The 25,840-nt window shown below is 55.2% G+C and carries 23 protein-coding genes and 2 pseudogenes; 12 read left to right on the top strand and 13 right to left on the bottom strand.

What is annotated here, in order from left to right:
- Positions 1 to 153: 153 nt before the first annotated feature.
- The 7 genes and pseudogenes from ACT3UQ_RS18175 to ACT3UQ_RS18145 all read left to right on the top strand — a co-directional run.
- Positions 154 to 1,208 (top strand): annotated as a pseudogene (locus ACT3UQ_RS18175) (IS3 family transposase); the annotation flags it as partial.
- Positions 1,209 to 1,343: 135 nt separating this feature from the next.
- Positions 1,344 to 2,650, top strand: a pseudogene (locus ACT3UQ_RS18170) (ISL3 family transposase).
- Positions 2,651 to 2,984: 334 nt separating this feature from the next.
- The gene (locus ACT3UQ_RS18165; protein WP_444637657.1) at positions 2,985 to 3,137 is read left to right on the top strand and encodes a hypothetical protein; all 153 of its coding nucleotides are present in this window, start codon (positions 2,985 to 2,987) and stop codon (positions 3,135 to 3,137) included.
- Between the two features lie 363 nt (positions 3,138 to 3,500).
- Entirely contained in the window at positions 3,501 to 4,094 is a 594-nt protein-coding gene (locus ACT3UQ_RS18160; protein WP_035762867.1) for a recombinase family protein, read from the top strand.
- A 72-nt stretch (positions 4,095 to 4,166) separates the two neighbouring features.
- Positions 4,167 to 5,609, top strand: a complete 1,443-nt coding sequence (locus ACT3UQ_RS18155) for a Mu transposase C-terminal domain-containing protein (protein ID WP_431711069.1) — start codon at positions 4,167 to 4,169, stop codon at positions 5,607 to 5,609.
- On the top strand, positions 5,609 to 6,421 hold the full coding sequence (locus tag ACT3UQ_RS18150) for an AAA family ATPase (protein ID WP_105553695.1): 813 nt from the start codon (positions 5,609 to 5,611) through the stop codon (positions 6,419 to 6,421). The genes ACT3UQ_RS18155 and ACT3UQ_RS18150 overlap by 1 nt, the downstream gene beginning before the upstream one ends.
- A gap of 157 nt (positions 6,422 to 6,578) precedes the next feature.
- Positions 6,579 to 7,274, top strand: coding sequence for a metal-dependent transcriptional regulator (locus ACT3UQ_RS18145; RefSeq protein WP_096255088.1), 696 nt, complete (start codon positions 6,579 to 6,581; stop codon positions 7,272 to 7,274).
- 70 nt (positions 7,275 to 7,344) lie between these two features.
- Here ACT3UQ_RS18145 and ACT3UQ_RS18140 read toward each other — a convergent pair whose 3' ends face one another.
- From ACT3UQ_RS18140 to ACT3UQ_RS18130, 3 genes are read right to left on the bottom strand one after another with little or no spacing between them, the layout of a single operon-like run.
- Positions 7,345 to 8,187, bottom strand: a complete 843-nt coding sequence (locus tag ACT3UQ_RS18140) for a metal ABC transporter permease (RefSeq protein WP_049862754.1) — start codon at positions 8,185 to 8,187, stop codon at positions 7,345 to 7,347.
- Between the two features lie 47 nt (positions 8,188 to 8,234).
- Complete coding sequence (locus tag ACT3UQ_RS18135) at positions 8,235 to 8,966, bottom strand: metal ABC transporter ATP-binding protein (protein ID WP_444621178.1); 732 nt, start codon at positions 8,964 to 8,966, stop codon at positions 8,235 to 8,237.
- Positions 8,966 to 9,907: a metal ABC transporter substrate-binding protein gene (locus tag ACT3UQ_RS18130; RefSeq protein WP_013350294.1), complete on the bottom strand. Its 942-nt coding sequence runs from the start codon at positions 9,905 to 9,907 to the stop codon at positions 8,966 to 8,968. Before ACT3UQ_RS18130 ends, ACT3UQ_RS18135 begins: the two co-directional genes overlap by 1 nt.
- Positions 9,908 to 10,730: 823 nt before the next feature.
- On the opposite strand from ACT3UQ_RS18130, the gene ACT3UQ_RS18125 reads away from it, so the two are divergent.
- Positions 10,731 to 11,720 (top strand): Abi family protein, encoded by a 990-nt coding sequence (locus tag ACT3UQ_RS18125; RefSeq protein ID WP_443443460.1) that lies wholly within the window; start codon positions 10,731 to 10,733, stop codon positions 11,718 to 11,720.
- 645 nt (positions 11,721 to 12,365) lie between these two features.
- On the opposite strand, the gene ACT3UQ_RS18120 is transcribed toward ACT3UQ_RS18125, so the two are convergent.
- Genes ACT3UQ_RS18120 through nrdI form a run of 4 tightly spaced genes read right to left on the bottom strand, consistent with a single transcriptional unit; the run spans position 12,366 to position 16,697 of the window.
- A complete protein-coding gene (locus tag ACT3UQ_RS18120) occupies positions 12,366 to 12,941 on the bottom strand; it encodes an NADPH-dependent FMN reductase (protein WP_096288958.1) in 576 nt (191 codons plus the stop codon).
- 46 nt (positions 12,942 to 12,987) lie between these two features.
- Positions 12,988 to 14,013, bottom strand: coding sequence for a class 1b ribonucleoside-diphosphate reductase subunit beta (gene nrdF / locus ACT3UQ_RS18115; RefSeq protein WP_096288956.1), 1,026 nt, complete (start codon positions 14,011 to 14,013; stop codon positions 12,988 to 12,990).
- A gap of 33 nt (positions 14,014 to 14,046) precedes the next feature.
- Positions 14,047 to 16,212: a class 1b ribonucleoside-diphosphate reductase subunit alpha gene (gene nrdE, locus ACT3UQ_RS18110; protein WP_096254103.1), complete on the bottom strand. Its 2,166-nt coding sequence runs from the start codon at positions 16,210 to 16,212 to the stop codon at positions 14,047 to 14,049.
- Positions 16,209 to 16,697, bottom strand: a complete 489-nt coding sequence (nrdI, locus tag ACT3UQ_RS18105) for a class Ib ribonucleoside-diphosphate reductase assembly flavoprotein NrdI (RefSeq protein WP_096254105.1) — start codon at positions 16,695 to 16,697, stop codon at positions 16,209 to 16,211. The genes nrdE and nrdI overlap by 4 nt, the downstream gene beginning before the upstream one ends.
- Before the next feature lie 327 nt (positions 16,698 to 17,024).
- On the opposite strand from nrdI, the gene ACT3UQ_RS18100 reads away from it, so the two are divergent.
- From ACT3UQ_RS18100 to ACT3UQ_RS18090, 3 genes are all read left to right on the top strand, one after another.
- Complete coding sequence (locus ACT3UQ_RS18100; RefSeq protein WP_443452135.1) at positions 17,025 to 17,510, top strand: hypothetical protein; 486 nt, start codon at positions 17,025 to 17,027, stop codon at positions 17,508 to 17,510.
- Between the two features lie 89 nt (positions 17,511 to 17,599).
- Complete coding sequence (locus tag ACT3UQ_RS18095; protein ID WP_170947703.1) at positions 17,600 to 17,767, top strand: hypothetical protein; 168 nt, start codon at positions 17,600 to 17,602, stop codon at positions 17,765 to 17,767.
- Positions 17,768 to 18,455: 688 nt separating this feature from the next.
- The gene (locus ACT3UQ_RS18090; RefSeq protein WP_096254109.1) at positions 18,456 to 18,983 is read left to right on the top strand and encodes a GNAT family N-acetyltransferase; all 528 of its coding nucleotides are present in this window, start codon (positions 18,456 to 18,458) and stop codon (positions 18,981 to 18,983) included.
- A gap of 35 nt (positions 18,984 to 19,018) precedes the next feature.
- On the opposite strand, the gene ACT3UQ_RS18085 is transcribed toward ACT3UQ_RS18090, so the two are convergent.
- A complete protein-coding gene (locus ACT3UQ_RS18085; RefSeq protein ID WP_096254111.1) occupies positions 19,019 to 19,576 on the bottom strand; it encodes a TetR/AcrR family transcriptional regulator in 558 nt (185 codons plus the stop codon).
- 30 nt (positions 19,577 to 19,606) lie between these two features.
- On the opposite strand from ACT3UQ_RS18085, the gene ACT3UQ_RS18080 reads away from it, so the two are divergent.
- Complete coding sequence (locus tag ACT3UQ_RS18080; RefSeq protein WP_444637656.1) at positions 19,607 to 21,172, top strand: MFS transporter; 1,566 nt, start codon at positions 19,607 to 19,609, stop codon at positions 21,170 to 21,172.
- A gap of 239 nt (positions 21,173 to 21,411) precedes the next feature.
- On the opposite strand, the gene ACT3UQ_RS18075 is transcribed toward ACT3UQ_RS18080, so the two are convergent.
- The 5 genes from ACT3UQ_RS18075 to ACT3UQ_RS18055 form a co-directional block, all read right to left on the bottom strand.
- Positions 21,412 to 22,164 carry an ABC transporter permease gene (locus tag ACT3UQ_RS18075; RefSeq protein WP_096254116.1) on the bottom strand — a complete coding sequence of 251 codons (753 nt, stop codon included), beginning with the start codon at positions 22,162 to 22,164 and terminating at the stop codon, positions 21,412 to 21,414.
- 3 nt (positions 22,165 to 22,167) lie between these two features.
- Positions 22,168 to 22,920, bottom strand: coding sequence for a hypothetical protein (locus tag ACT3UQ_RS18070; RefSeq protein ID WP_443445703.1), 753 nt, complete (start codon positions 22,918 to 22,920; stop codon positions 22,168 to 22,170).
- Positions 22,917 to 23,657 carry an ABC transporter ATP-binding protein gene (locus ACT3UQ_RS18065; RefSeq protein WP_096254121.1) on the bottom strand — a complete coding sequence of 247 codons (741 nt, stop codon included), beginning with the start codon at positions 23,655 to 23,657 and terminating at the stop codon, positions 22,917 to 22,919. The genes ACT3UQ_RS18070 and ACT3UQ_RS18065 overlap by 4 nt, the downstream gene beginning before the upstream one ends.
- 150 nt (positions 23,658 to 23,807) lie before the next feature.
- A complete protein-coding gene (locus ACT3UQ_RS18060; RefSeq protein WP_443439311.1) occupies positions 23,808 to 24,485 on the bottom strand; it encodes a response regulator transcription factor in 678 nt (225 codons plus the stop codon).
- Positions 24,478 to 25,548 (bottom strand): sensor histidine kinase, encoded by a 1,071-nt coding sequence (locus ACT3UQ_RS18055; RefSeq protein ID WP_444621249.1) that lies wholly within the window; start codon positions 25,546 to 25,548, stop codon positions 24,478 to 24,480. The genes ACT3UQ_RS18060 and ACT3UQ_RS18055 overlap by 8 nt, the downstream gene beginning before the upstream one ends.
- Positions 25,549 to 25,840 lie beyond the last annotated feature (292 nt).

Genomic DNA, 25,840 nt, shown 5'->3' with positions numbered 1-25,840 from the left:
CTAGTTTCGGCAGCGTCATCGTCCCCACAGTCACTGCCCCCAATATTAGTTTCGCTACTTAATGCGATGTCCTGGTTGGGTCCCCGAAAAGTAGTCCAGTGACTTTGTGAGTATTCGTGTTCGACAATGGACACAGGAGGAATCACAGAAACAATGGCACGCAGACACACACCAGACCAGGTCGTCGCTAAAGTCCGCCAAGGACAGAAGATGCTCAACGACGGCCACACGATGATCGAGGTCATCAAAGAACTGCAGATCACTGAAGCTACTTGGTACCGCTGGATTAATCAGTACGGGTCCGAGAAAAACGCCGAAGCCAGCAAACGCACCAAAGAACTGGAAAAGGAAAACGCCCGACTCAAGAAGCTGTTGGCCGATCAGATGCTCGCCAACGACATCCTGACCGAGGTGGCTAAGGGAAAATTCTAAGCCCCGAACCACGCCGCCGTGCTGTACGGATGGCGATGGGAAAATTCGGGGCGTCCGAACGCTTCGCTTGCCAAGTTCTGGGCCAGAACCGCTCTGCACTACGTAAGAAGAAATCGCCGATGAGCTTTGACGAAGCACAGCTTCGCGCAGATCTGAGGGCCGTCGCGTCTAAGCATCCAACATGGGGCTGGCGCAAGGCCCGGTGGCACCTGCTGGCCGCCGAACGGTGGGCAGGCACCGTGCTGAACGGTAAGCGTGTTCGACGTCTGTGGCGTGAGGAAGGTCTAGTCTGTAAGCCCAAGCGTCGAAAGAAGCGCCGGACCGGCCCGGGAGCTGGGGAGCAAAAGCGTTTGACCGCCGAGTATCCGATGCATGTGCTCAGCTTCGATTTTCAGTCGGATGTGACCTCTTGCGGACGTCATATCCGGTTCTTTAATGTCATTGATGAGTTCACCAGGACCGCGCTGGCTATCATTCCTCGCCGGTCTTTCAAGGCTGCGGATGTGGTGGCAGTCTTAGAGGGAATTATTGCTGAAACCGGGATGCAGCCGGCATTCGTGCGGTGTGATAACGGGCCTGAATTCACTGCCGGCGCGCTGGTGGATTGGTGCAACACTGTTGGGGTGCGGACTGCGTTTATCGATCCAGGTTCGCCTTGGCAGAACGGTTTTATTGAGTCATTTAATGCGCAGTTCCGGCGTGAACAGCTCTCTGGGGAAATCATGGACACCATGGTGGAGGCAAAGTATTTGGCTGATGAATGGAAAGAGATTTACAGGCTCTTCCGAATTCAGAGTGTAGATACCTAAACCCAACACCACAGCTCACAGGCATGTCATAAATCAATAAAAAGTCGAGGCCTTCACGAGAATGGAAGTTACCACACTAACGATTCTTGAAAGACCTCGACTGTGCACCATTCTATCTATTCCCCAGCGGATCTGACGACTTTCACCGGCCTCGACAGTCTAGGACTAACGGCTATCGCTCAACACATAACCTCAGCCAGGGCTGAGATTCTCTGCGAAGTCACCACCCCAAACCCATGGTGCCAATCCTGCGGAGCCCAAGGAATACCACGCGATACCGTCATCAGACGTATCGCGCACGCACCGTTCAGCTGGCAGCCCACCGCCCTAGCTATCCGTCACCGCAGGTACCGGTGCACGCAATGCCACCATGTCTGGCGTGAAGACCTCACCCAAGCTGTATCACCACGACAGAAAATCAGTAAAACTGGTTTGCGTTGGGCGCTCTATGGCCTGGTCACCCAACACCTTTCAATCTCACGGATTGCTGAAGGATTAGGCGTTTCGTGGAATACCGCCAATGACGCGGTGTTGGCCGAGGGTGAACGGTTACTGATCAATGATTCCACCCGCTTTGACGGGGTCAAAGTCCTTGGCGTTGACGAACACGTGTGGCGTCATACCCGCGACGGGGATAAATACGTAACGGTCATCGTGGACCTCACGCCCGTCATGGAAGACACCGGAGCATCCCGTTTATTAGACATGATTCCCGGCCGTTCCAAGGCCGTGTTTAAGACCTGGCTTGCTGAACGCGATGAAGCATGGAAAAACACTGTTGAGGTCGTCGCGATGGATGGTTTCACAGGCTTCAAAACCGCTGCCGCTGAAGAGCTACCTCAAGCCGTGGAAGTTTTGGATCCTTTTCATGTGGTCAAGCTCGGATCTGACGCGTTGGACCAGACAAGGCAGCGGGTTCAACGGGTGCAGCACGGTCATCGAGGGCGCAAAGATGATCCGCTGTATCAGTGCCGGCGGACCCTGACTACCGGGCTGTCATTGGCTACGGAGAAGCAGAAAGCCAAGGTTGAAGCGTTGTTCAAGAAACCTGAGTATGAGCCGGTTGAACTGGTGTGGAGTGTTTATCAGAAGATGGTTGATGCGTACCGGCAATCGAAACCAGAAGTCGGTCGGTGGGCTATGGGCAGTTGATTGAGGAGATAGGAACGAAGGTGCCCAAGGGTTTGCCGGAGTTGAAGAAGCTCGGTGGAACTCTGCGGCGTAGGAAGAGCGATATTCTGGCGTATTTTGACCATGTTGGCTGTTCGAACGGTCCTACTGAGGCGTTGAATGGGCGGTTGGAGCATTTGCGGGGTATCGCTTTGGGGTTCCGAAATTTGACGCACTATGTCGCACGGTCATTGTTGGAGACCGGTGGATTTAGGAAGGTTTTACACCCTCATTTGTGAAGAGCCGATTTACAATCAGGAACGTCCCCATGGTTCCTTGAATGGGTTGACGCCGTCCCGATTTTGGGATGAATGGGTTTTAGAGAATCAGTTAGCTATCGCATAGCTGCTGGACTGCTCAAAGGGACCCAACCAGTCCCAAGGCGATGAGCCTTCGCAGGAGACGATGAATCCGACCGAATCAAATCCGTCAGGTACTTCTCCGATGGTTAGTTGAACTGATCCGTTACCTTCCACCTCGCTCAGTATTTGATTTCCCGCAGAGAGGCGCTGAATAGATTCCGAATGCCTCTTATAGACCCCTGCTGAATCCAAGACAGTTGAACTGGGTGACGTGGACGAATTGTCCGGAGTTGTTACCGGCGCAGCAGTCTCCGAAGTGGAACTACTGGTGCAGGCGCTCAATAAAAGAGTGGCAATTGCTATTCCTGAAGCTGCCCCAAAGACGCTTTTTTTCATGAGGAAAGATTATCCTTTGCTCAGATAAAAGCAAACTCTTCGAATGTATTTTTGCGGACAGTCTTCCCATCTCAATTCAATTCTCGACATTGAGCACCACCCTCAACTAAATTCGCGCATTCAAAGAGGCGTCGGAAATTTTAATCCTGCATGCGTGGCGGTTATCGTCACCTGGCGTTTAAGTGGCAGTTCTACATTGCGTCCAGATGACTGTGGATTGCGCAGCTCCGCTTGTCCCAATAACCTAAAGCTTTTTGAGACGCTACCTAGAGTAGAAACTTGTCTCATCAAATACTTGGAAAACGCGGGCTGTATTTGTCTTATAAACTCGTCCCAACGTAAAACGTCTTACCTGCTTGCCGCACAGGGGTTTTTGAGTCACACTGGGCAGGTGAGGCATTTGGGATACACACGAGTGAGCACTTCGAGCCAAGACGCGGCCTTGCAACTCGACGCTCTTGCTGCAGCGGGGGTGCAGAAACGCGACGTGTTCGCCGATGTGACGTCCGGCAGCCGGAGCGCGATTGAGCGGCCCGGGATGAAGAAACTGCTCGAGTACGCGCAGTCCGGGGACACCGTGGTGGTCTGGCGAGTAGACCGGCTCGGGCGATCCCTGATCGATGTTTTGAACACCGTGAACCTCTTGCGCGAGCGCGGGGTGAATGTCCGCTCCATTTCCGATGGGATCGACCCGGCCACGTCGACCGGGCGGATGATGCTGAACATGCTGGCCTCGTTGGCCGAGTACGAGCGCGAGCTGATCGTTGAACGAGTCAATGCCGGCATTGCTGCCGCCCGGCAATCCGGAACCCGTTTCGGCCGGCCGGTCTCTGACCCGGCGGTGATTGCCGATAAGCTCGCGATCGCCAAAGATGCCCGCGCCAGGGGACGCACCGCCGAAGACGCAGCACGTCTGGTTGGCTGGAGCCGCGCGACGTTCTACCGCCACTTGGGCCAAGAATCCGCCTCTGTCAAGAGCCTGTGATCGGCCATGTCCCGGCGAAGCGAACCGCGCAGGGACGCACCGCTGGGACAAAACCAGAATGGCAGCAGTACCGTGAAAGCAGGAACCTCTTACAGCGGCCTGATCAAGGCAACGGCACGCTGGGAAATACTGCGGCAACACGTCGAAGACGGAGTGCCGCTGACGGTCTTGGCTGAGGAACACCATATCGGCCTGAGGACACTGCAGCGATGGCACCAGAGCTTCAAGCTCCAGGGGAAGCCTGGTCTGGAACCGGTGGCACAGGGCAAACGCGGACGCCGGATGCCCAGCGACTTCGTGAAGCTGGTCGAAGGCCTCGCCTTAGCTAAACTGCCCAGGACGACGGCAGCCATCCACCAGCAAGCTAACAAGGTGGCGCTCCACCAGGGATGGGCACCGGTTTCCTACTCAACCATCCGCTCGATTGTCGGCGAGATAGATCCCGGGATGATGACACTGGCGCAGCAAGGCGCGGCGGTGTACCGCGATAAGTACGAACTGGTCTGGCGCCGCCGCGCCGAACGTCCGAACGCGGTGTGGCAGGCTGATCATACCGAGCTCGACATTCTGGTTTTTGACACTGGTCATCGGCCGGTTCGCCCGTGGCTCACCACGATCATGGATGATTACTCGCGAGCCCTGTGCGGGTACATGATCTTCACCGGTGCTCCCTCATCCTTGAATACGGCATTGGCGTTGCGTGAGGCGATCTGGCCCAAAAAGACAGCTGATTGGCCGATGTGCGGAATCCCTGATGTGCTCTACGTGGACCACGGAACCGATTTCACGAGCCACCACATGGCGCAGGCCGCCAGAGACCTGCACTTCGAAATCACTTTCTCTGCAGTAGCCCGGCCACAGGGCAGAGGAAAGATTGAGCGTTTCTTCGGTACGTTGAATACCGAGCTTTTGGCCCGGCTACCGGGTTACTTGCACAACGTACGCAATCCCAAACCCGGACTATCGATTAGTGAACTGGACACGGCGCTAGGTGAGTTCATTGGGCAGAATTACCACCAGCGTGAACACCAAGAGATCAAAGAAACACCTCAAAAAGCGTGGCAGGGCAACGGCTGGTTGCCGCGTCTGCCTGAATCCATCGATGAACTGAACCTGCTGCTGCTCACGGTCGCCAAACCTCGAATCGTCCACCGCGATGGGGTGCACTTCCAAGGGCTACGCTACATATCTCCCTTGCTGGCTGCCTATGTCGGAGAATCCGTCATCCTTCGCTACGACCCGCGAGACGTTGCCGAGATTCAGGTCTTTCATCGTGGCCAGCACATCTGCAAAGCTGTGGATCCCACGCACGAACGATCCATCATGACCTTTAAGGACATCCAGAAAGCACGCTCTGCACGAAAGCGTCAGCTGCGCGGACAAATCAATGAACGAATCGCCACCGTCGCGGAATTTCTACCGGCCGGGCAACCAACCACGGAGGCACCCCAGCCTGATCCGGCGGTCCACCGAACCAAGAAAACGAAGCTGCGCACTTACGCGGAGGACGAGTAATGGGACCAACAACTTTTATCGCAACGAAGGAGCACCGCCGCTTCACTGAGTTCGCCAATGCGGTGCGTCGGCAGCGGACTATCGGGGTCTGCTATGGACAAGCTGGAATTGGCAAAACCCTATCGGCTAAACGTTATGCCAACTGGAGCCCGAAAGCCGAGGCGTTAATAGAGGAATGGGGCCGACGGGAGGACAGTGACCTCCAGATCTACAAGGATCTGGCCAAAACGCGGACCGTCTTCTTCACCCCAGGGGTTCTGACGACGCCTAAGCAAATCAAGGATGAACTCTCTCTGGTCACCACCCGGACCTCGATCTGTATCCATCAACATCTCGATACTTTAGGTGCCACGACGGGCCCGATGAATCAAGACAAGCATGTTGAGCTGATCATCGTCGACGAGTCGGAGCGACTCAACGCCACTGCCTTAGAAGTGCTACGAGATAGGTATGACAGGAACAATATCGCGCTGATGCTGATTGGGATGCCTGGCATCGAAAAGCAGTTCAGTCGATACCCTCAGCTCTATAGCCGTGTTGGTTTTGCTCACGAGTACCGTCCGCTTGCTCAGGATGAACTGCATTTCGTTCTGCAACGAAAGTGGCGTGCCCTCGGAAAAACTCTGGACTTGGAGGACTTCACCGATACGCAAGCTGTCGCGGCGATCGCCCGTATCACGCGCGGTAATTTCCGGCTGATCGATCGACTCTTCACACAGATGCAGCGAGTCATGAAAATCAATGAGCTGGACACGATTACCGATGATGTTGTTGAAGCTGCGCGATCCACGCTAGTGATCGGAATCAGTTGAACCGCCAATATTAGGTGCGCAGAAACCGGCAAACGAAGTTAACAATCACAGCAGGGGAGTGGTAGGTGGTGAGACGTCTTGCAACCTTTAGGTTGTGAGACGTCTGAGAAATCAATGTGGCGGATCTGGATTCTGCATTGGCAGATAGAATCTGTTTATGTCCATCTCTGAATTAACCCCGAGTGCTCAGAAATATTTGAAGGTCGTGTGGAGTTTGTCTGAATGGACTTCTTCCCCTGTAACTCCTTCGTTAATTGCTGATCGTGTGGGGTTGAGGTTGTCCTCGGTGTCGGAGGGTATCCGTAAGCTTTCCACGCAGGGATTCTTGGAGCATGCACCATATGGCTCGGTGGAGCTAACAGAGTCAGGCCGTCGCTATGCTGTGCAGATGGTCCGCAGGCATCGGCTGTTGGAGACTTTTCTTGTCGAGGTGCTGGGGTATTCCTGGGATCAGGTGCATGATGAGGCTGAGAATCTGGAACATGCGGTGTCTGACTTCATGGTGGAGCGGATCGACGAATTACTGGAGTTTCCCTCGCGTGATCCCCATGGCGATCCGATCCCTTCGGCGTCAGGCGCGGTGGATTCGCCAGCCGCTGTCCCACTTAGTGATGTTGGAGCGGGGCAGGATGTAAGTATCGAGCGGATTTCTGACGAGGACCCTCAAATGCTGAAGTTCTTTGAAGATCATGGGTTCTGCATTGGGAAAAAGCTGTCGATCAGTCAAGGTGCCCCATTTTCGGGGGTATTGGAAGCTCGGATCTCAGGGGCCAAAGAATCTGTGCTTCTTGGCGCTGCAGCGGTCAAGGCACTGTATGTATCCATTGATTCACAGGATGCAATAGGTTCATAGGCGACGGGAGAGAACCCAGAGGCAGGCAACTGATCCGAGGGGTCGCCGGCCTCTGGCTTCCCTTTACTCTTTAATTGGGGCTGTGCTGTAGCCGGGATTCGTTGCGGGTCCTATGATACCTAGCTAGTTTGGCGCTGATTAGTCCATGTTGTGGGCTGAAGAGATATGCCAGGAAGAAAGCGGCGCCTTGGCTGAGGACGACCATGCCCCCGGAGGCTGTGTCGAAGTAGTAGCTCGCATACAATCCTATAACGGCGCATAGTGCCGCGATGAGTGGGGCGATCATCAGCATTCTGCTGAAGCGGTTGGTTAGTAGGTATGCGGTTGCTCCTGGGATGATGAGCATGGCGACCACAAGGATGACTCCGACTGCTTGTAGCGCTACGACCGCTGTCGTTGCTAGAAGTGCTAAGAGCAGTGCCCCGAGTAAACGTGGGTTCAATCCAATGGCGTGGGCATGGGTTGGATCAAAGGCGTAGAGAGTGAAATCCCGGCGTTTGGTGAGGAGTATCGCCAGGGTTAGGGCACCGAGGATGATGATTTGTGCCAGATCTGTCCATGAGACGCCTAGTAGATTTCCGAAGATGATGTGGTTCAGGTCAGTGTGCGCTGGGGTTACAGAGATGAGGACTAGTCCCAGGGAAAAGAGTGTGGTGAAAACGATTCCGATGGCGGCGTCTTCTTTTACTCTGCTGGTGTCTCGCACAATGCCGATGAGCAGCACTGCGAGGAATCCGAAGATTACCGCTCCTAGGGCAAAGGGTGCGCCGACAATATAAGCAAGGACAACACCGGGGAGCACTGCGTGCGATACCGCGTCTCCCATGAGGGACCAGCCGATGAGGACAAGCCAGCATGAGAGGACCGCGCAAACTACTGATGCGGTCAGCGTAGTGATCAAAGCTCGAAGCATGAATTCATAGCTGAGCGGTTCGATGAGAAGGTCGATTAGTTGCACAGTTATCCTTTTGCCAGCACGTCAAGTCCGAAGGCCATAGCCAGATTCTCAGGTTGAAGGACGTTTTCTGGAGAAGAGTGCATCAGCACTCGGCGCATAAGAAGGATGGCCTCGTCTGCTAGTTCGGGTAATGCTTGTAGGTCGTGAGTCGACACCACAACGGTGGCACCTTTATAGGCAAGTTCGCGGATTAGACGGGTGATTGTTGCTTCGGATCGTTTGTCCACTCCTGCGAATGGCTCGTCGAGGAGCAGGATCTTCGCTTCTTGGGCGATGCCGCGAGCAACGAACGCGCGTTTTTTCTGCCCTCCGGAAAGCTGGCCGATTTGCCGGTCAGCGTATTGGGTGAGCTCCACTTTTTCTAGTGCTTCGTTGACGGCTTGCTGGTCGGCAGTCCTAGCACGGCGCGTGAGTCCCATCTTTCCGTAACGTCCAGTCATGACGACTTCGCGCACGGAGAGTGGGAATGCCCAATCGATGTCTTCATGCTGCGGGACGTAACTGATTCCTGCACGTTTGCGTTCTGCAGCAGGATTATGGGAATTAACCAAAACTGTTCCTGTGACGGGGTGAACCAGGCCCATGATGGTCTTGAATAAGGTAGATTTTCCCGAACCGTTCATGCCGATCAGAGCACAGACCCGGTGTGGATTGATATCCAGCGTTACTTGCTCTAGTGCTCGTATCGCACCGTATTGGACAGTGACATCTTTAAGCGAAATAGCTGGGGGCATTAATTCTCACCAGTCAATGCGTCGATAATCGTTTGCGTGTCGTGACGGATCAGCTCTAAATAGGTAGGCACAGGACCGTCTTTTCCGGAGAGGGAATCCACATAGAGGGTGCCACCGAATTTGGCATCGGTGGCTTCGACGACCTGCTGCATGGGCGCGTCAGACACTGTGGACTCGCAGAAAACTGCGGGTACTTGGTTCGTGGTGACGAATTCGATGGCAGAGGTTATCTGCTGGGGTGTTGCTTGCTGCTCCGCGTTGACGGCCCAGATGTATTTTTCGGTTAGATCGGTGTCTTTGGCAAGGTAGGAAAAAGCTCCTTCACAAGTGACGAGTGCTCGTTGGCTCTGGGGCAGATGGGAAAGTTCAGTGACTAGCTCGTCATGCACTTCCTGTAATTCCTCTTTGTATGCTGCTGCATTACGCGCGTATTCATTGGTATTTTCAGGGTCAAGAGTGCTGAATGCCGAGGCCATGTTATCGACGTAGACCTGTACGTTTAGCGGGCTCATCCAGGCATGGGGATTAGGTTTTCCGGCATGCTCGTCTTCGGTGATATCGATTGGTTCGACACCGTCACTGACAACAGCGTGGGGCACGTCTAAGCCCTCGACGAATTGGCCGAACCATGCTTCGAGATTCATTCCGTTATCCAGGATCAGGTCAGCTTTCGCAGCTTTGCTGATATCGCCCGGGGTGGGTTCATAGCCGTGTATTTCCGCTCCGAATTTCGTAATGGATTCGATCTGCAGGTGGTCGCCGGCGACGTTTTCAGCGATATCGGCTAGTACGGTGAATGTGGTTAGGACCACCGGTTTCTTTTCTTGAGTTGTGGCGTAATTTTGCGGGGAAGTGGTGCAGCCAGTGAGGAGGAGAGCTAGGGCTCCTGCGCTAATAGCAAGGGAAAAGCGTGGGCGGAATGAACGTGGAGATCTGGGCATAGGATTGCCTTTCGATCGTAGGTTTACGGCTGAAGAATCTAGAGTGAGCTCATGAGTGATGGCGGGGTCTCAGGGGGTGGCCCTGCGCGATGTGCAGCTGAGGCGAATCGTTCTAATTTGGTCGGGTTTTCGCCGCGGCAGTAAATGCCGACTAGTCGCAGGAAGTAACGCACTACAGTTGCAGGGTCGGTGGAGGAACCCAGTAGTGACTGCGCTTCGTGGTGCTTGGACTCTTGCGCGGCGCGGAACAATGCGACGGCTTCGATCCAGAGTCCGTCGTTGGTTCGTTGTGAAGCATTATGTTGCATGGGTAGAACTCTAATGTTCGGTACACCGAAGTTCAAAATATTACTTGTTAGGTCGAGGGCCTTTCTGAAGCATGGATAATGCATGATTATGCAGAATGTCGGTTGTAGCCTGTGCTTGGATGTTGGTATCGCCGAGGCATTTCATGGTCGAAGTTTGAATGGTTGAGCCCATAGCCAGATGGGATCGGGGCGATCTAGGGGTGCGGTGGGGCAATACCCGTGGAGTGGCTAATCTTTCGACACATAGTTTATGAAACTGAGTTTTGCGACGAAATATCCTCGAAAATCTGTTGAGTTCTCAATCGTCGAGGATTTCCACTCAACCTGGCGCATGACTGTGTCACAAACGACCGTTTTAGGAACTGTCGAATGGTCTTAGTGCTCCTCCCATAGAGTCAGATGTATTTAGGTAAGAGACGGTGGTCAGTTCTGGTTTCTGGTCTGTTATGATGATGTCATCATGATCAGCCCGCTCGCCTTATGGCTCGGGCTGATTTTCTTTAACAGGGAAGTTCATGGCTCAATACACTAAAAAGTGGCTATCGGTAGAAGAGCAGCTCGCGAAGCTAGAGCTTAATGGTGTGCTGATTGGTGATCGTGAAGCGGGGATACAGCTACTGAGGGCTGTGGGGTATTACCGTCTGACAGGGTACTTGTATCCCTTCCGCGATTCTCGTTTTGTCTATGAGGCGGATGGTCGAGAACGTGTCCAGGTGTTGAATACCTACCGCAGGGGTACCTCGCTGGAACATGCTAGAAAACTCATTGATTTCGATCGAGCCTTGCGAATTCTGGTGTTGGATGGCATCGAGCGCATTGAAATTTCGTTGCGCATGCAACTTGGGTATGTCTTGGGTAGGAAGTCGCCATTCGCGCATCTTGACGCCACCCAATTCGTTTCTTCGTTTACGACTAGCGAAGCCGAAGCCGGGGGAGTCATTTGGCCGAGTAAGCATGAAGTACTCATCACTCGGACGCGGGAACGGCAAAGTAGTTCAGATGAGTCTTTCGTGGCACATTTTCGTCAAAAGTATGATGATCAAATGCCGGTTTGGGAACTTACTGAGATTATGGAGTTCGGGCATCTGAGCAGGATGTACGGCGGGCTTCAGAACTCGACAGGCACAGAGATCGCAATGACGTATGGTGTCCCTTCCAAAAGGATCATGGCAAGCTGGATCGCGAGCCTCAACTATGTGCGGAATGTTTCCGCGCACCACGCGAGGCTCTTTAACCGAAAACTTGTCTTTGCGCCGAAGCGACCTGCGCTTGGCCAGATTCCGCTGCTGGATCATTTGAAAGAAGAGGAATCATCTAAGCAGGTCTTCGGGCTCTACAACGTAATAGCTATCATGGCCTATCTATTGCGATCGATCGATCCCGAATGCGACTGGTCCGAAAAAATGATCGAGCTGATAAATGGCTTTCCCAGCTCTTCTAGCCTCACCGTTGACAGCCTGGGTATGCCAGCGAATTGGTTTGATTTAGCCTTATGGGCGAAGTAGGAAAGCGTGCACTTCTTTTTGTGGTCTGATGTTGCTTAGGATGCGGGGTTTAATTGCCTGTCAGACGTGTTGTAACCGCATCACGCAGTAACGCGACGCAATTGGTTTGCTGAGGGTATAGCCGGCAGCGCGGCTTACGCGGGTCGACTGTCTCTTTGTTTGCTTATTATGGTTCTGCTCTGGTTTTGAAGGTTGATGTGTAGTTTCTTCGGGAAGACTGCAAAGCGCCATATGAATCGATCAGTTTGGCGGCTCAAATATCCGATAGATGCGAATGGTCAGGCGACCAATATGGGCGCCTGACCATTCGATTGGGTTTTCCGCAAGGATGAGTGAGGTGAAACGCTCGGTCCGAACCGTGGGGGCCCGTGGTGGGTCTGAAGTTTGCATGCATTCAGGGTAACAAGCAGATCGCAATAGTCGTGAAGTTATCAACCTTCAATAATGAGAAAAGTAAACTGGGCTGAAAAGAGGTTTCTAAGCTTCATTCGCTCAGTTCAAAGGGATTAGCTTCAGCGCGCTGCTCTAAGCCATTTTCCCCATGTTTCGGCTCAACTTGCTGGTTAGGCTTGTTTGGACCGCCCCCATGTTCGGCATCGCACGAGCGTTGATATTGTAGGTTCCCCTTGTAGCTTGGTAAGAGGGTCAGCGGGAATCAGTGTTTTGTTCGATGAGCTGAACAAGGCGAGAGACATAGTTTTGAAGAAATTCCACTGTGGATTCCTGGGTCACATGGCCGTCTGCATCGAGAAGCGTGGGTGACTGGGAAAGAAAGACTTCTGGTTGGCCGGGGGTGGGCATGTTGAAATATGAAAGGGCAAGCCTAAGGTTCTTCTGCGAGCTGTACCCGCCCATGCGACCGACGGAGTGGCTGATGATTCCTGCGGGAAGTCGCTGCCAGATGACATCGTTGTTGGGTTTGGACCCGATGTCTATGGCGTTTTTCAGGCATGCGGGGATGGTTCGGTTGTTCTCTGGCGTGACGAATAATACCCCGTCTGAGGATTTGATGGTCTTGCGGAACAGGGTGTATTCCGGTGGGGTGGGTTTGTCGATGATTTGGGGATCGTCGTAGTCGAAATCGTAGAGAGGTAGATTCCTGATCTCGATGATGCTCGCGTTGTAGTTGTCAGGGAAGTAGTTGATAAGATTATGGGCTATTTTTCGTGCGTAGGAGCCTCGGCGTAGGCTACCGATGAGGACGGAGACGTTCTTATTCAAGGTGCGGTGCTCTTTCTCAGGCGAGTATGTGGGAATGAGGACTGGGTTAGAAATCCCAGTCGTCGTCGCTGGTGTCTTCGGCTTTGCCGATGATGTAGGAAGAGCCGGACCCGGAAAAGAAATCATGATTCTCGTCTGCTCCTGGTGCGAGGGCGGCGAGGATCTCGGGGTTGACGTTTGTCTCTTCCGGTGTGAAGCGGGCTGGATAGCCAAGATTCATGAGTGCTTTGTTCGCGTTGTAACGGACGAACACGGCGACGTCGTCCATGAGTCCGAGTGGTTTGTAAAGCTCACCGGAGTACTGCAATTCGAGTTCATAGAGTTCTTCGAGGAGTGCATAGGTGAACTTGCGCATTTTTTCTTGAGTGGCGGGGGACTGGGTTTCGAGGCCTCGCTGGTATTTGTATCCGGAGTAGTAGCCGTGCACAGCTTTGTCGCGCAAGATCAGCCGGATCATGTCCGCGGTGTTTGTGAGCGTCGCGTGTACGGAGAAGTGCAGCGGCAGATAGAACCCTGCATAAAGTAGCAACGAGGAGAGCAGCGTTGAGGAGACTTTGCGTTTAAGCGGGTCATCTCCGTAATAGTGGGTAAGTACCTTTTTACACCGTTCCTGGAGCATGTCGTTGGCGATGGCCCATCGGTAAGCACCGTCAATCTCAGGCGTCGAGGTCAGAGTCGAAAAAACGGAGGAGTAGGAACGGGCGTGCACTGCTTGCATGAAGGCGATGTTGGTATAGACGGCTTCTTCGTGTTCTGTCTGTGAATCTTGGATCTGGCAGATTTCTCCGACGGTGGCCTGGACTGTGTCGAGCATGGTGAGCCCTGTGAATACGCGCATGGTTAGTGTTCGTTCTTCCTGGGTGAGTTTTTCCCATGCAGGAAGATCGTTGGAAAGTGGAACTTTTTCAGGGAGCCAAAAGTTGGCGGTGAGGCGGTTCCAGACTTCAAGGTCTTTATCGTCGACGACACGGTTCCAGTTGATAGGGCGTATGCGGGCGGCTGGGTTATGCCGGTAGCCTGGTGGGGTCACAGCGATCTCGGTATTCGAGTAAAGGGTGTCGTGAGAATTCATTGTGGTTCCTTCTGGGAGATCAGAGTTTCAACGTTAAAGTGCGCATGAGACGCAGTTTTCGATTTCGGTGCCTTCGAGGGCGGGTTGACGCAGGCGGATGTAGTAGAGGGTTTTGATTCCGGCACGCCAGGCGTAGATCTGCGCTTTGTTGATGTCCCGGGTGGTGGCGCTGTCGCGGAAGAATAACGTGAGTGAGAGGCCTTGGTCGACGTGGCGGGTGGCGGCGGCGTAGGTGTCGATGATCTTTTCGTAGCCGAGCTCGTACGCGTCCTCGAAAAATTCGATGTTGTCGTCGGTCATGTGTGGGGCTGGGTAGTAGAGGCGGCCTAGTTTGCCTTCTTTTCGGATTTCGATCTTTGCCGCTATTGGATGGATTGATGCGGTCGCATTGTTGACATACGAGATTGATCCGGTCGGTGGGATCGCCTGTAAATAGGCGTTGTAAATGCCGTGCGCCATGACTGACTTGCGTAGCGCCTGCCAGTCCTCACGGGTCGGGATCGCGATTCCTACTTGGCTGAACAGTGCAGCGACTCGCTCGGTGGCAGGCAGCCAGTCTCGTGCGATGTACTTATCGAAGTAGGAGCCATCAGCGTAGGTCGAGGTCTCGAACCCATCGAACGCAGTTCCGCGTTCGATGGCGATCTGGTTTGAGGCGCGTAGCGTGTGGTAAGTGACGGTGAGGAAATAGATGTCAGTGAAGTCAACGCCTTCCTCACTGCCATAACGAATGCGCTGTGAGGCGAGGAATCCGTGAAGATTCATCTGTCCGAGTCCAATCGCATGCGAAGCGTTGTTCCCCGCTGCGATCGATGGCACTGCATCGATGTCTGTCTGGTCCGCAACGCTCGTCAGCGCCCGTACGGCGGTCTCGATGGTGGTGCCGAAGTCGGGTGATGCCATCGCGGCGGCGATGTTCAGCGAGCCGAGATTGCATGAGATGTCGTTCCCGATTTTTGTGTAGCCGCCGGCGGCGTTTAGCGTCGAGGGCGTGTTAACCTGGAGGATTTCGCTGCACAGGTTCGACATGTTGATATGCCCCACGAGCGGGTTGGCGCGGTTGACGGTGTCCTCGAAGAGGACGTAGGGGTAGCCGGACTCGAACTGCAGTTCGGCGAGGGTCTTGAAGAACTCGCGGGCGCTGATCGTGGTCTTGCGGATCCGCGGGTTCGTTACAAGGTCATCGTAGTATTCGGTGAGCGGCAGATCTGATAATTGCGTGCCGTACTCTCGCTGCACGTCGTAAGGGCTGAATAGGTGCATGTCCCGGTTGTCCCGGGCCAGTTCGAAGGTCACGTCCGGGATCACAACTCCCAGCGACAGGGTCTTGATCCGGATCTTCTCATCCGCATTCTCGCGCTTCGTGTCGAGGAACCGGAGGATATCCGGGTGGTGTGCGTGAAGGTAGACCGCGCCAGCGCCTTGGCGGGCGCCGAGCTGGTTGGCGTAGGAGAAAGAGTCTTCAAGGATCTTCATGACCGGCACGACCCCGGACGCCTGGTTCTGGATCTGTTTGATCGGCGCACCGGTCTCGCGCAGATTCGTCAACAGCAGTGCAACGCCGCCACCGCGTTTGGACAGCTGCAGCGCCGAGTTCACGCCACGGCCAATGGACTCCAGATTGTCTTCCAGCCGTAATAAGAAGCAGGAGACCAGCTCGCCGCGTTGCGCTTTTCCGGCGTTCAAGAACGTCGGGGTTGCCGGCTGGAAACGTCCCGAGATCATCTCGTCTGCCAAGCTGGTCGTCAGTGTTTCGTTGCCCTGCCCGAGGAATAGCGCGGTAGCGGCAACGCGCTCCCCGAAATCCTCCAAGTACGTGGTCCCGTCGAAAGTGCGTAGGGCGTAGGAAGTGAAGAATTTAAAGGCACCGAGGAAGGTGGCAAAGCGGTGCCCGGCCATCTCCACGCGTTCGTGCAGCGAGGTAACGAAAGCGGGGTCGTAGGCGCGCAGGAACGCTTCCTCGTAGTAATTGTTGTCGATCAGCCATTCCAGCCGCCCCCATACCGAGCCGAACACCTTGGTGTTCGGGATGACGTGCTGGCGGAAGTATGCGCACGCGGCCTCGCGGTCCTTGCTGAACTGGATCGATCCATCGGGGCCGAACAGGTTCAGCTGCGCGTTCAGTGCGTGGTAGTCCTTTCGCGCCCCTATGCCCTCCGGTCGTGTGAGAGCCTGCGGGGAGTCGATGGTAGTGGTCATGCCGTCTTCCTTTCCTCTGTGTGCTGCTGCGCCCAGAAGCGGGGCAGTCCTTCTCTGACGCGTTCGACATCGCGGTCAGTGCCGAGCAATTCGAAGCGGTACAGCTCGGGCACTTGGCACTTGGTCGAGATGATGGGGCCGGCGAGGCAGTAGTGCTCGCCGAAGTTGGTGTTGCCAGCGGTGATGACCCCGCGGATCAGTGCCCGGTTGGCAGGGTCGTTCAGGAACATACCCACCTGCTTCGGCACAGCACCGGCGCGCTCCCCGCCGCCATAGGTCGGCACGATCAGCACGAAAGGCCTAGTTACCCGAATCAGCCCTTCCAGACGGGGTCGCAGCGGGATGCGCACCGCATGCGACTGCAGTCGGTCGACGAAGCGACTGGTGTTCTCCGAGACGCTTGAAAAGTACACGAGATCCGGAGAATCAGAATCTTTGAATTCTCGTACCGCGAGGTCTAAGAATTTATTTCTTTGGGCGGTCACCTTAGTATCTCCTCCTTCACTCAATTGATTTTGGACTGATGCACGCATACAAGCTATATGTTGTGCTCAACCGAACATAGAGGCACAACATGTAGTGTCACCAACCATAACTTCAATGAGCCAAACAAACAACTTTGACCCATCGAACTATGAGCTCATCTGAGATTTCGTGCCCACTTCTGGATCGGTCACTGCCTTGATTTGCACTCAATGATGAGGAACGGTCAGTGTTGGAGAACGATTGGTCGGGAGAGTTTAGGATCGGCATTAAAGCAGGCAGCCCAAGTACATTTGGAGAGCTCCGTTGCCGTAGCTAGGGCGCGAGGCGTGTCATGGCAAGCCATAGGCAACGCATTCGGTATTACTCGACAGGCGGCATTCAAGCGATTCGGAACCATCTCAACGACAGGCATCGGAGAAGAAACCATGGCTAACCCAATTATTGACCTCACCTCGCGAACCGAAAATATCTTTGAGCACCTCAGCAAAGGTGACTACGGTTCCGTGAAATCACTGATGACCTTCACCTGTTCCCGCGTCCTGACGAAGAAAAAGGTTATCGATGTCTGGGACCAAGTGGTGGCAGACAGTGGACAGTTCGAATCTTGTTCCAACACCACCATTCAAACTGCCGACGGCACGAATGTTGTTGCACAGAAACTGAACCAGTACCTCGGCGGCGGCCTGACAGGACAAACGCAAATCAATCATGAAGCAGGCGAATGGCTCGGGCGAGTTGCCTACAACGGCGCCGGGAAAGTCACCGGAATTCTCATCGTGCACCCAATGCAGGCAAACAACCTGCCTTTCTAGACAGCTGGGTCCAAGCACGTTCACTGCGCAACTTGGCGACGCCAAAGGCGTGCCTCACTCACTACTCCAATCACAAACAGAGGCTTCCAATGGAAAAGATAGTCAACGCTGCATGCACCCTGCTCACATTCGTAACCTTCTTCGCTGTTTTGGGTGCATGGGAACTCGACGAAGCAGTGCGTTTCATATGGGCCGCCATGTTTGCGGGTGCCTTTGGCTACATCTTCTTCAGGACAAGCAAGAAATCTGAAAATTGAATCACATCAGCTTAAAAATCATTCATCCCCGCTGTGTCTAATGTGGCTATCACTCCGCGTGCCGGTTGATTTCCCGTAGAGCGTTCCCTAAACGGTGCCTCGTAGCGACACAATGCCGCCTGCATACGAAATAAGGCTGATCGCCTCGTGATAGCCTGAGCACCAAAGTCATTTCATCAGGTCAGTTGAAAGTGGGATCATTTTGTTACCCGCAGCCGTCATTACGTTGCTCCTGGCCTTGCTGTTTCTCGGGATTTTCGTGTGGGAACGTCGGGACCGAATACGAACGGGTTCCCAGGAAAGTAAGTTCTTTAGAAACTGGGTACTCGTCGCTTTCTGGATCTGTGCATTCTTCTTTGCCGTTTTCGCTCTGGGAACAGTACAGCAATGGATCAAGTAACGTAGCGCCTTACCTATTTTTCAGGGATGAGAAATCCCTGCTGCTTCGTTGCCCGATTTCAAGTATCTGATGAACTTTAGCTTCGCCCAACAAAAAGCTACCTTCAATCTGTCTGCCAATTGCTTCGTCGCGTCAACAATGACCACGAATGCGACCGTGGAAGTGTTGCATGCGATCTCGTCCTTCCCGTAGAAGGTTCCGCTTGCGGGCGCTCCAATAGAGGGCCGGCTTACCGGAACTGAGCTCGCGTTTACATCAACTGGACTCGTTGTACTAGATAATTGACGGATGAGAACTATCAGCAGCGAACGATTGATCATGCGGCCATGGGATGTAGACGACGCCGACTTTCTGTTCGATCTTGAGTCCCGGTGGGAGACTGTTCGATTCCTTGGTCCTCAAGCAAAGCCGATGACGGGTCGCTCGGAAGCTGTGGAATCCATCATTCGTCGTCGTACTATTGACGACCCTGTTCACGGGCTCTGGGCTATTTCCTCTCGCGAATCTGGTGAATTGTTCGGGAATATCCTGCTCAAACCCATCCCATTCTCGATAGATGTCGAAGGCGAAGCTCCTGTGGAAATTGGTTGGCATTTACACCCCGATGCCCAGGGTGCAGGTTATGCCACTGAGGCGGCCAGCGCTGTCATGACGGACGCGGCAAACAACGGACTTCGGTTCGTTATTGCCGTCACTGATCCACTCAATGCAGCCTCACCGCGAGTATGTGAGCGCCTGGGAATGCGGTCACTCGGCGTTACCGAGGCATATTACGACGAACATAATCTGTTGTTCGAGAAAACCCTGTCTCGATAGCGGTTCCGCTTATGGGATTCCTTGTTAGGGGTGGCCTAGATGGTGAGCAAGTGATTGATGATCGGTCGTAGTACCGTACAGAATTCCGCTGCCCGTTTCGGATCATATAGAAGCCGGAGCGTAAGGCCGTCTGAAACTGCAATGATGCCAGCCGCAGCAGCTTCCGGCTGTGCTGCACCGAAAGACCGCAAGGCCTCTACCAATTGGTCAGAAACCAGCTGATCCTGGCCTATAAGGATTTCGGCGATCCAAGGTGTGTGGATAGCCTCGGCAGCGAACGCATTCCAGGCAATGGCCTCTTCCGTGCGCTGCTGGTCGAGGGGCAAGGTTTCCTCGACCAAGCGAACCAGGTAGTCTACGGAGTCTCCGCTGAAAGTGAGAGCGTCCATACGCGCCTCGGCTCTGGAGATAACCAGATCGACGGCGGCACGGAGCAAGGCATCCTTGTTGGAGAATGTCTTTTGCAATGCGCCGACGGACCAGCCCGAATTTGCTGCCACGGTGCGGATGCTGACAGATTGGATGCCTCCGCGGACAATCAGGTCCAGTACCGATGCGGCAAAGACATCCCGCTTATTTACCCCTGCACTCATGATCCTAGAATACGTGTGTATTCTAGGATCATGAAATCTTCCCCGGTTGCCCCGAGTGCTCCTGTGCGCCAGTCCGCAGCGAGGTGGTCGGCAGCGCTGGTCGGTGGCCCCGCGGACTTGCTGGATTTCTTGATCCCCTTGTGGGCGGGCGCGGCACTTGGGCTCAATGCGACGGTAATCGGGATTTTGGTTGCTACGGAACTCTTTGTCTCTTTTGCTGCTAGGTTCCCCGCCGGATTGCTGGCCGACATGTGGGAACGCCGGATTATTGTAGCAACCGGGGCAGTGCTGTATGGGCTCTCGTGCGCTGGATACGCTCTGTCCACGGGCCCTGCTATGGCATTCTTCTCTGCAGTACTTGGTGGTCTTGGGGGCGCACTGTTCTGGGCGGCTTTACGGGCCATAGTTAGCGAGTCGGCAGGTTCAGATTCGTTTGCTTTCCCGAAGTTGATGACGTGGCAGGAAACTGGTTCATGGGTGGCCTTCGTCGCCGGCCTGACGCTGATAGGTTCATTGAACTTCCAAGGTGTTTTCTTGGCCGCTTCCGGCGCCTGCTTTGCCTCGGCGGTAATGATCGCAACAGCACCTCGACGCCCCGCTGCGTCCTCGAAACGGGCAGAGTCTGACTTTCCGACGCAGCGGCTACGACCAATGTTGCTTGCTACCGGACTAACCTCGCTGGCTGAAGCAGCAATTGGATTGCTGTTGCTGTTGCACCTTCAAGGGGCCTTCGATCTCGATGTGGTTTCTATCGCGTTGGTGTTCCTGCCTGGAGCCATTATGATGAGCCTGATTCCAGGGCCGGCGCACCGGATCACCATGAGGATCGGGCGGCACAGAGTCGCAGCTATCGCTGCGCTATCCAGTGCCACATTCGCGTTCACTTTGGCGTTCGCGCCCTCACCTTTGCTGATTACCGCCTTGTGGATTCTTAGTGCTGCAGCGTGGGCAGCGATTATCCCGATCGAGCAATCCGTCATCGCCCAGGTGGCAGCTGAACGCGCCGGAAAGGGGTTTGGGCTCTACGAGTCAGCCAAGCTGGCCGGTGCCGGAGTCGGCGTACTGGTGGCTGGTGTCACCTATGAGACAACGTCCTGGCAGGTTGCCTGCATCCTGTTTGCGGGCGTCATCGCCGCCGGGGCCATCGTCACGCCGTGGGCTGTACGTCGCTCTGGCGTCGCCAACGTCCCCCGAGACGAGGCAACCCCGGAAATGACACTGACTGTTTCTACTTCAGAGGAAGCGAATAGGTCAGTCTCGCAGTCCTGGAAATCCGAACAGAACCAAGAGGAAAAGATGATGGCAAAGACCAAGACAGACAATTCTAAACTCAGTGGCCTCGGCTGGCATCTACTCATTTTCGCCGTCGCTCAGATCGCACTGGCCTTCATGGGCATGTCCTGGATAGTGGACTCATTCAGTGCCAGCGACTTCGGCGAACACCTCGCCTCCGGAGGACGACCCGAGCTCGAGGGAATCCCAAGCTTCTTGTACGGTGCAGGGAAGATATGGGTCTTAGTCTTCGTCATCGACGCTATTTGGACCCTGGTCACAGGCCGCAAGAGCAGTCAGACTCCGAACAGACAAGGGCAGTAAGCGATTCCAGTTGAAAATACCGGTCGTCATTGCTGGGATTGTGATCGCTCCGGCCAACAACCGATCTGTGTCGGCTAGCTCAAGCTCGCCTACCACAGCCGGCTCCAGCTGCAACCTTCTCCAGTCCTGGGCTGAGGTCAGAAAGCGCATCTGAGCCGAAATCAGCGAACGGTGTCCCGCAGAAGGTTCCCCTTGCGGGCGCAACCCCCGTGGGCGTCGCCGCTGACTCCTCAGGGCCTCTAGTTGGTTCCGACATCGCGGGCATGGAACAGCCGCCACCCAATAGTTCCGAGTCCGAGTGCCCAGGCCGTCATGACGAATGCACCAGGTATCGGTTCAAGGAGTCCGACGCCGGGATATGCGGTCAGGAGTTGGATTCCTGCCAGGTCGGGAAGGAACTTCAGCACCGGTATCGCACCGACCAAAGAGATTGTCAGCCCCAGGACCATCGGGACGAGGAGCACGATGGTGGCAATGTAGTTGCGCATGATCAGTGTCGCGCTGGCAGCGATTAAGCCGAGCAGGGTGTAGTTGATGATTACCCCCAGAAGGTTCCATGCCATGGATGTTGTGAATTGGTCTAAATTGAGTCCATGGTCACCGAGGGCGGCATGTTTGAGGAGCACGGCACCTGTCGTGGAGAGCGCAGCAGCAAGCGAGGACAGTAGCGCCGTGACAAGGATTTTGGCACCGATGATCCGGGTCCGTGAGGGTGTAGCGGTGAGAGTTGTTCGCACTTGAGCATCCAAGTACTCGGTGCCCACCACAAGAGCTGCGAACAGGATGATGATCGGTTGTCCGAAGCCTGCGGTCTCAAAACCATGTGACTCGAGGGGAAAACCACCCGCCGCAGTGCGTGTGGGGTCGAAGGCCAGACCTGAGAAGAATGCTAGCAAGGGCGGCACCAAGACAGCCGCAAGTAGAGTGGCCTGGATGCTGCGCAAGGTGAGCGCCTTGGTGAGTTCGGAACGAAGGGTGTTGAGCATGCTCATGTCTCAGACATCTCTGCGGCAAAATGAAACGTACGCGGCGAAGAGCAGCCCGAGTGCCCACAGTCCTTGAACGATTCCGCCGGTCAGCGGGTTGAGGTAGGTTCCGGCGGCGGGGTCGCTATACATGGACGCTCCGGCTGCCACGGGCAAGTACTTTGCGCCACTCCAGAACGTGGCGAGGAAGTCACCAATGCCGATGACCAAGGGTGTTATCAAAAGCAGTGGCAGGATCGCAGTTCGGGCGAGGGACCCGATGGCGAAGGCGATGAGCGCGGTCACTGTCCAGGCGAGGGTCACCCCGCCAAGGTGCTTCCAGATTTCAGGCGACAATCCCCATGGGTCAAGGCCGGAGCTTGAAGCCATATGGGTGATGATGATCGTGCCGGTCATCGTGATGAAACCGATGATCCCGACACTTACCGCCAGCAACAGTGCTTTCGTGAGGAAAAGCCGTCCGCGTTTCGGAGTGGCAGTGAGGGTGGTGCGTATCTGCATTCCGCTGCCATACTCGTTTCCTGCCCAGAGAGCTGCCAGGACGACCACGAGCACGTAGCCAAACCCTGCCATCTCGAATCCTTGGAACTCCGGTGGAATGGGCTCTGACGAAAAGAGCCGAGGGTCATCGGCCGGTAGAGTGGAAGCCCCGGCATTGGTCAGGGCCATCGGCCAAGTCGCCATGATCGCCACACCGGCAATGACCCATGTTGAAACGGTCGTGAACAACTTAGTGGTTTCGGATCGAAAGAGATTCATCATGCTTGTTCAGCGCCATCGATTCTGCCGGAAAGATATTCTGTTTGTCCTTCGGTGAGTGCGAAGAATGCCGTCTCCAAGTTGCAGTGGTTTCCTCGGACTTCGTCTCCGGCGCCCTGTGCAACAACCAGGCCTCGGGCGATGACAACAAAGTCATCAGCGGTTTCTTCCATCTCTCCCATCAGATGGCTGGAAACGAGAACTGTTTTCCCATCCTCCGCCATGGACCGTAAAAATCGGCGTATCCAGCGGATCCCGTCGGGATCAAGCCCGTTGGTTGGCTCGTCGAGCACCAAGATTTCCGGATCACCCAGTAGTGCTGCAGCAATGCCCAGGCGTTGGCCCATGCCGAGCGAAAATCCGCCGATCCTGGTGCGGCTGGCATCGCTCAGACCGGTCTTCGCGAGGACTTCACTGATCCGGGAGAGCGGTATGCCGTTGCTTTGCGCGATCCACGTGAGATGGGCTTTGGCAGTGTGGCCCTTGTTGGCACCTGGACCGTCGAGCATCGCCCCCACCGTGCGCAGCGGATTGTGCATGCTGCGGTAGGCGCTCCCGTTGATCAGAGCCGTTCCGGAGGTGGCCTTGTCCAGTCCCAAGAGAATGCGCAGAGTGGAGCTTTTGCCGGCTCCGTTCGGTCCGAGGAACCCGGTGACGCGGCCAGGTTGTGCGGTGAAGCTGATGTCATCGACAACATTGCGGGTGCCGTGGCGTTTGACGAGATTGTTGATTTCGATCATAGGTTCAAGTCAAACAAGAACCGTGATCGGTCTCTGTCCCCTGGTGTTGACACTTTGGAACAATTTCGCAGTCACCTACCAGTGCTCAAGGGTGAATGCAGTCCGCGAATGTTGACAGTTCTGCTCGGTCAACGATGAGGAACCTGATTGTCAGGGCGTGATGAATCCTGTTTCGTAGGCGATGACGACCAGTCCGGCGCGGTCGCGGGAGTCGAGTTTGGTGAGGATGCGACTGACATAGGTTCGCACCGTCATCCGGGACAGGTGGAGCTCGGTGGCGATTTCGTCGTTTGATCTGCCGCGGGCGATCAGCGTAAAGGTTTCACGTTCTCTCACGGTCAATCGATCCAACCGTGCATCCGTTCGCGGCACACCCGCTCGTATGGTGGAAGCATTCGGAAGGGGTGCCAGCGTGGAGATGAGCCGCTTGGTGATTTCGGGGGCCAGCAGGGCATTGCCCTCGTGGACCACCTTGATCGCGCGCAACAATTCGGCAGGAGGCGAGTTCTTGAGGAGAAACCCGGATGCCCCGGCACGAAGCGCCTCATAGACGTACTCATCGAGGTCGAACATCGTCAGCACGATAACTTTCGGGCCGTCCGGCTGAGAACAAAGCGCACGGGTTGCCTCCAGCCCGCTCATCCGGGGCATCTGCACGTCCATCAACACCACGTCTGGGCGATGTTGGGCGCAGAGTGCGATGGTTTCTTCTCCGTCGGCAGCCTCAGCCACGACCATCATGCCCGGGGCACTGTCTACCAGAAGACGGAAGGACCCGCGCAAGAGTTCTTGGTCATCTGCGATCAGAACCCGAATCATGTCACTCATTTTCACCATATTCTCCGTGGGCCAGGGGCAGTACTGCCGATATTCCGAATCCTCCGGCAGGGAGGGTCCCGGTATGGAAGGTTCCGCCGAGCAGGTTCACACGCTCTTGCATTCCCATCAGTCCAAACCCGCCATTTCCGTGCGAGATATCGCCACGGCCGTTGTCGGTGACGGTGACGGTCACCGAGCGATCCGTTGCTGTGACTTTGATGTCGCATTGGGTTGCCCCGGAGTGCCGGATCATGTTGCTGACTGCCTCTCGCACAATGCGATGTGTGGTGATGCGGTGCGCGGCCGGCAATTCCTCGATACCGGTGGCAGTGATGGTCGTCAGGACACCAGATTGTTCGGCCGTACGCGCGGTCTCGGCCAGCAAATTCGGCAGTGCCGCCGGGAGTGCGGTTTCGTCATCCGTTCTCCGCGTCGTGCTGAGCAGCATTTTGAGTTCGGCGATGGACGAGCGAGAAAGCTGTTCAATGTCTCGCAGGGTGGAGCGTAGCTGCACCTGATTGAGCCCGTCAATGTGTGCTGCCACGCTTGCTTGGACACCGATCGTTCCCAAGGAATGGGAAAGCACGTCATGAACATCTCTAGCCAGTCGCATGCGTTCTTCGATCGCTGCGTTCGCGGCAACTAATTGCTGTGCCGTGCGGGTTTTCACTCCCAAAGCCCACGCCCCGCACAACGTGATACCGCTGAACAACACGTTGCGCATGTCATCTTCGGAACCGGAAACATTAATAAATATCGATATGAATGCCCCGGCAAGAACGACGCCCAGCATCCACGGAGCAAAAGCCCGGCGGCCATGCTGGGCTGCGACCGAATTCAAGGCGATACCAGCCAGCAATAGTGGGTCAACGGTAAGGCCAAGCACTGCTGCAACGACCGTGCTGATAAACGCGAGCGTGAACGCTATCCGTGGGGAGAAGTGACGTAAGCCAACACCTGTGATTGCCACGACGCCGAGCGCGATCTGGGTGATTCTCAACGCCAGATCAGGGGCAGGAATGGTCACCCACAGGACCAGGACGACCAACGTCGCGGCCAGCACCTCGAGCATGATCCGTTTCCGCTGCCACCCAGCTGTAACCAGAGTATTTTCGAAGGACGCTGCTACTCGACGATCTTCTTGATTGAACTGAATGAGAACTCCCCTCCGAGGGCCCAGAATATGCATACCTTGAGCTAGCCTATCGGTCCACAGCGCCGGCAGATCGGGCCTTCTTCACTGACTAACGATGACGACAGACTGGTTCGGCTAGAAACCCTCCAAACGGGACAACCAAAATACTCCGAAGAATCAGCACGATGCTGCACATCGGAGTACGGCGCAAGCTACTGTCAGGAACTGT

This window comes from Glutamicibacter sp. AOP12-B1-11 (genome assembly GCF_052379245.1).
In the GTDB taxonomy this organism is placed as follows: Bacteria; Actinomycetota; Actinomycetes; order Actinomycetales; family Micrococcaceae; genus Glutamicibacter.
Note: the sequence above shows the minus strand (reverse complement) of the source record. Positions and strands in the feature narration are given on the sequence as shown.

Coding starts and splice junctions, on each gene's coding strand:
- ACT3UQ_RS18150 (WP_105553695.1), top strand. CDS start 5,609: ATGGGACCAACAACTTTTATCGCAACGAAGGAGCACCGCCGCTTCACT.
- ACT3UQ_RS18145 (WP_096255088.1), top strand. CDS start 6,579: ATGTCCATCTCTGAATTAACCCCGAGTGCTCAGAAATATTTGAAGGTC.
- ACT3UQ_RS18140 (WP_049862754.1), bottom strand. CDS start 8,187: ATGCTTCGAGCTTTGATCACTACGCTGACCGCATCAGTAGTTTGCGCG.
- ACT3UQ_RS18135 (WP_444621178.1), bottom strand. CDS start 8,966: ATGCCCCCAGCTATTTCGCTTAAAGATGTCACTGTCCAATACGGTGCG.
- ACT3UQ_RS18130 (WP_013350294.1), bottom strand. CDS start 9,907: ATGCCCAGATCTCCACGTTCATTCCGCCCACGCTTTTCCCTTGCTATT.
- ACT3UQ_RS18125 (WP_443443460.1), top strand. CDS start 10,731: ATGGCTCAATACACTAAAAAGTGGCTATCGGTAGAAGAGCAGCTCGCG.
- nrdF (WP_096288956.1), bottom strand. CDS start 14,013: ATGAATTCTCACGACACCCTTTACTCGAATACCGAGATCGCTGTGACC.
- nrdE (WP_096254103.1), bottom strand. CDS start 16,212: ATGACCACTACCATCGACTCCCCGCAGGCTCTCACACGACCGGAGGGC.
- ACT3UQ_RS18095 (WP_170947703.1), top strand. CDS start 17,600: ATGGAAAAGATAGTCAACGCTGCATGCACCCTGCTCACATTCGTAACC.
- ACT3UQ_RS18090 (WP_096254109.1), top strand. CDS start 18,456: ATGAGAACTATCAGCAGCGAACGATTGATCATGCGGCCATGGGATGTA.
- ACT3UQ_RS18085 (WP_096254111.1), bottom strand. CDS start 19,576: ATGAGTGCAGGGGTAAATAAGCGGGATGTCTTTGCCGCATCGGTACTG.
- ACT3UQ_RS18080 (WP_444637656.1), top strand. CDS start 19,607: ATGAAATCTTCCCCGGTTGCCCCGAGTGCTCCTGTGCGCCAGTCCGCA.
- ACT3UQ_RS18075 (WP_096254116.1), bottom strand. CDS start 22,164: ATGAGCATGCTCAACACCCTTCGTTCCGAACTCACCAAGGCGCTCACC.
- ACT3UQ_RS18070 (WP_443445703.1), bottom strand. CDS start 22,920: ATGATGAATCTCTTTCGATCCGAAACCACTAAGTTGTTCACGACCGTT.
- ACT3UQ_RS18065 (WP_096254121.1), bottom strand. CDS start 23,657: ATGATCGAAATCAACAATCTCGTCAAACGCCACGGCACCCGCAATGTT.
- ACT3UQ_RS18060 (WP_443439311.1), bottom strand. CDS start 24,485: ATGAGTGACATGATTCGGGTTCTGATCGCAGATGACCAAGAACTCTTG.
- ACT3UQ_RS18055 (WP_444621249.1), bottom strand. CDS start 25,548: ATGCTCGAGGTGCTGGCCGCGACGTTGGTCGTCCTGGTCCTGTGGGTG.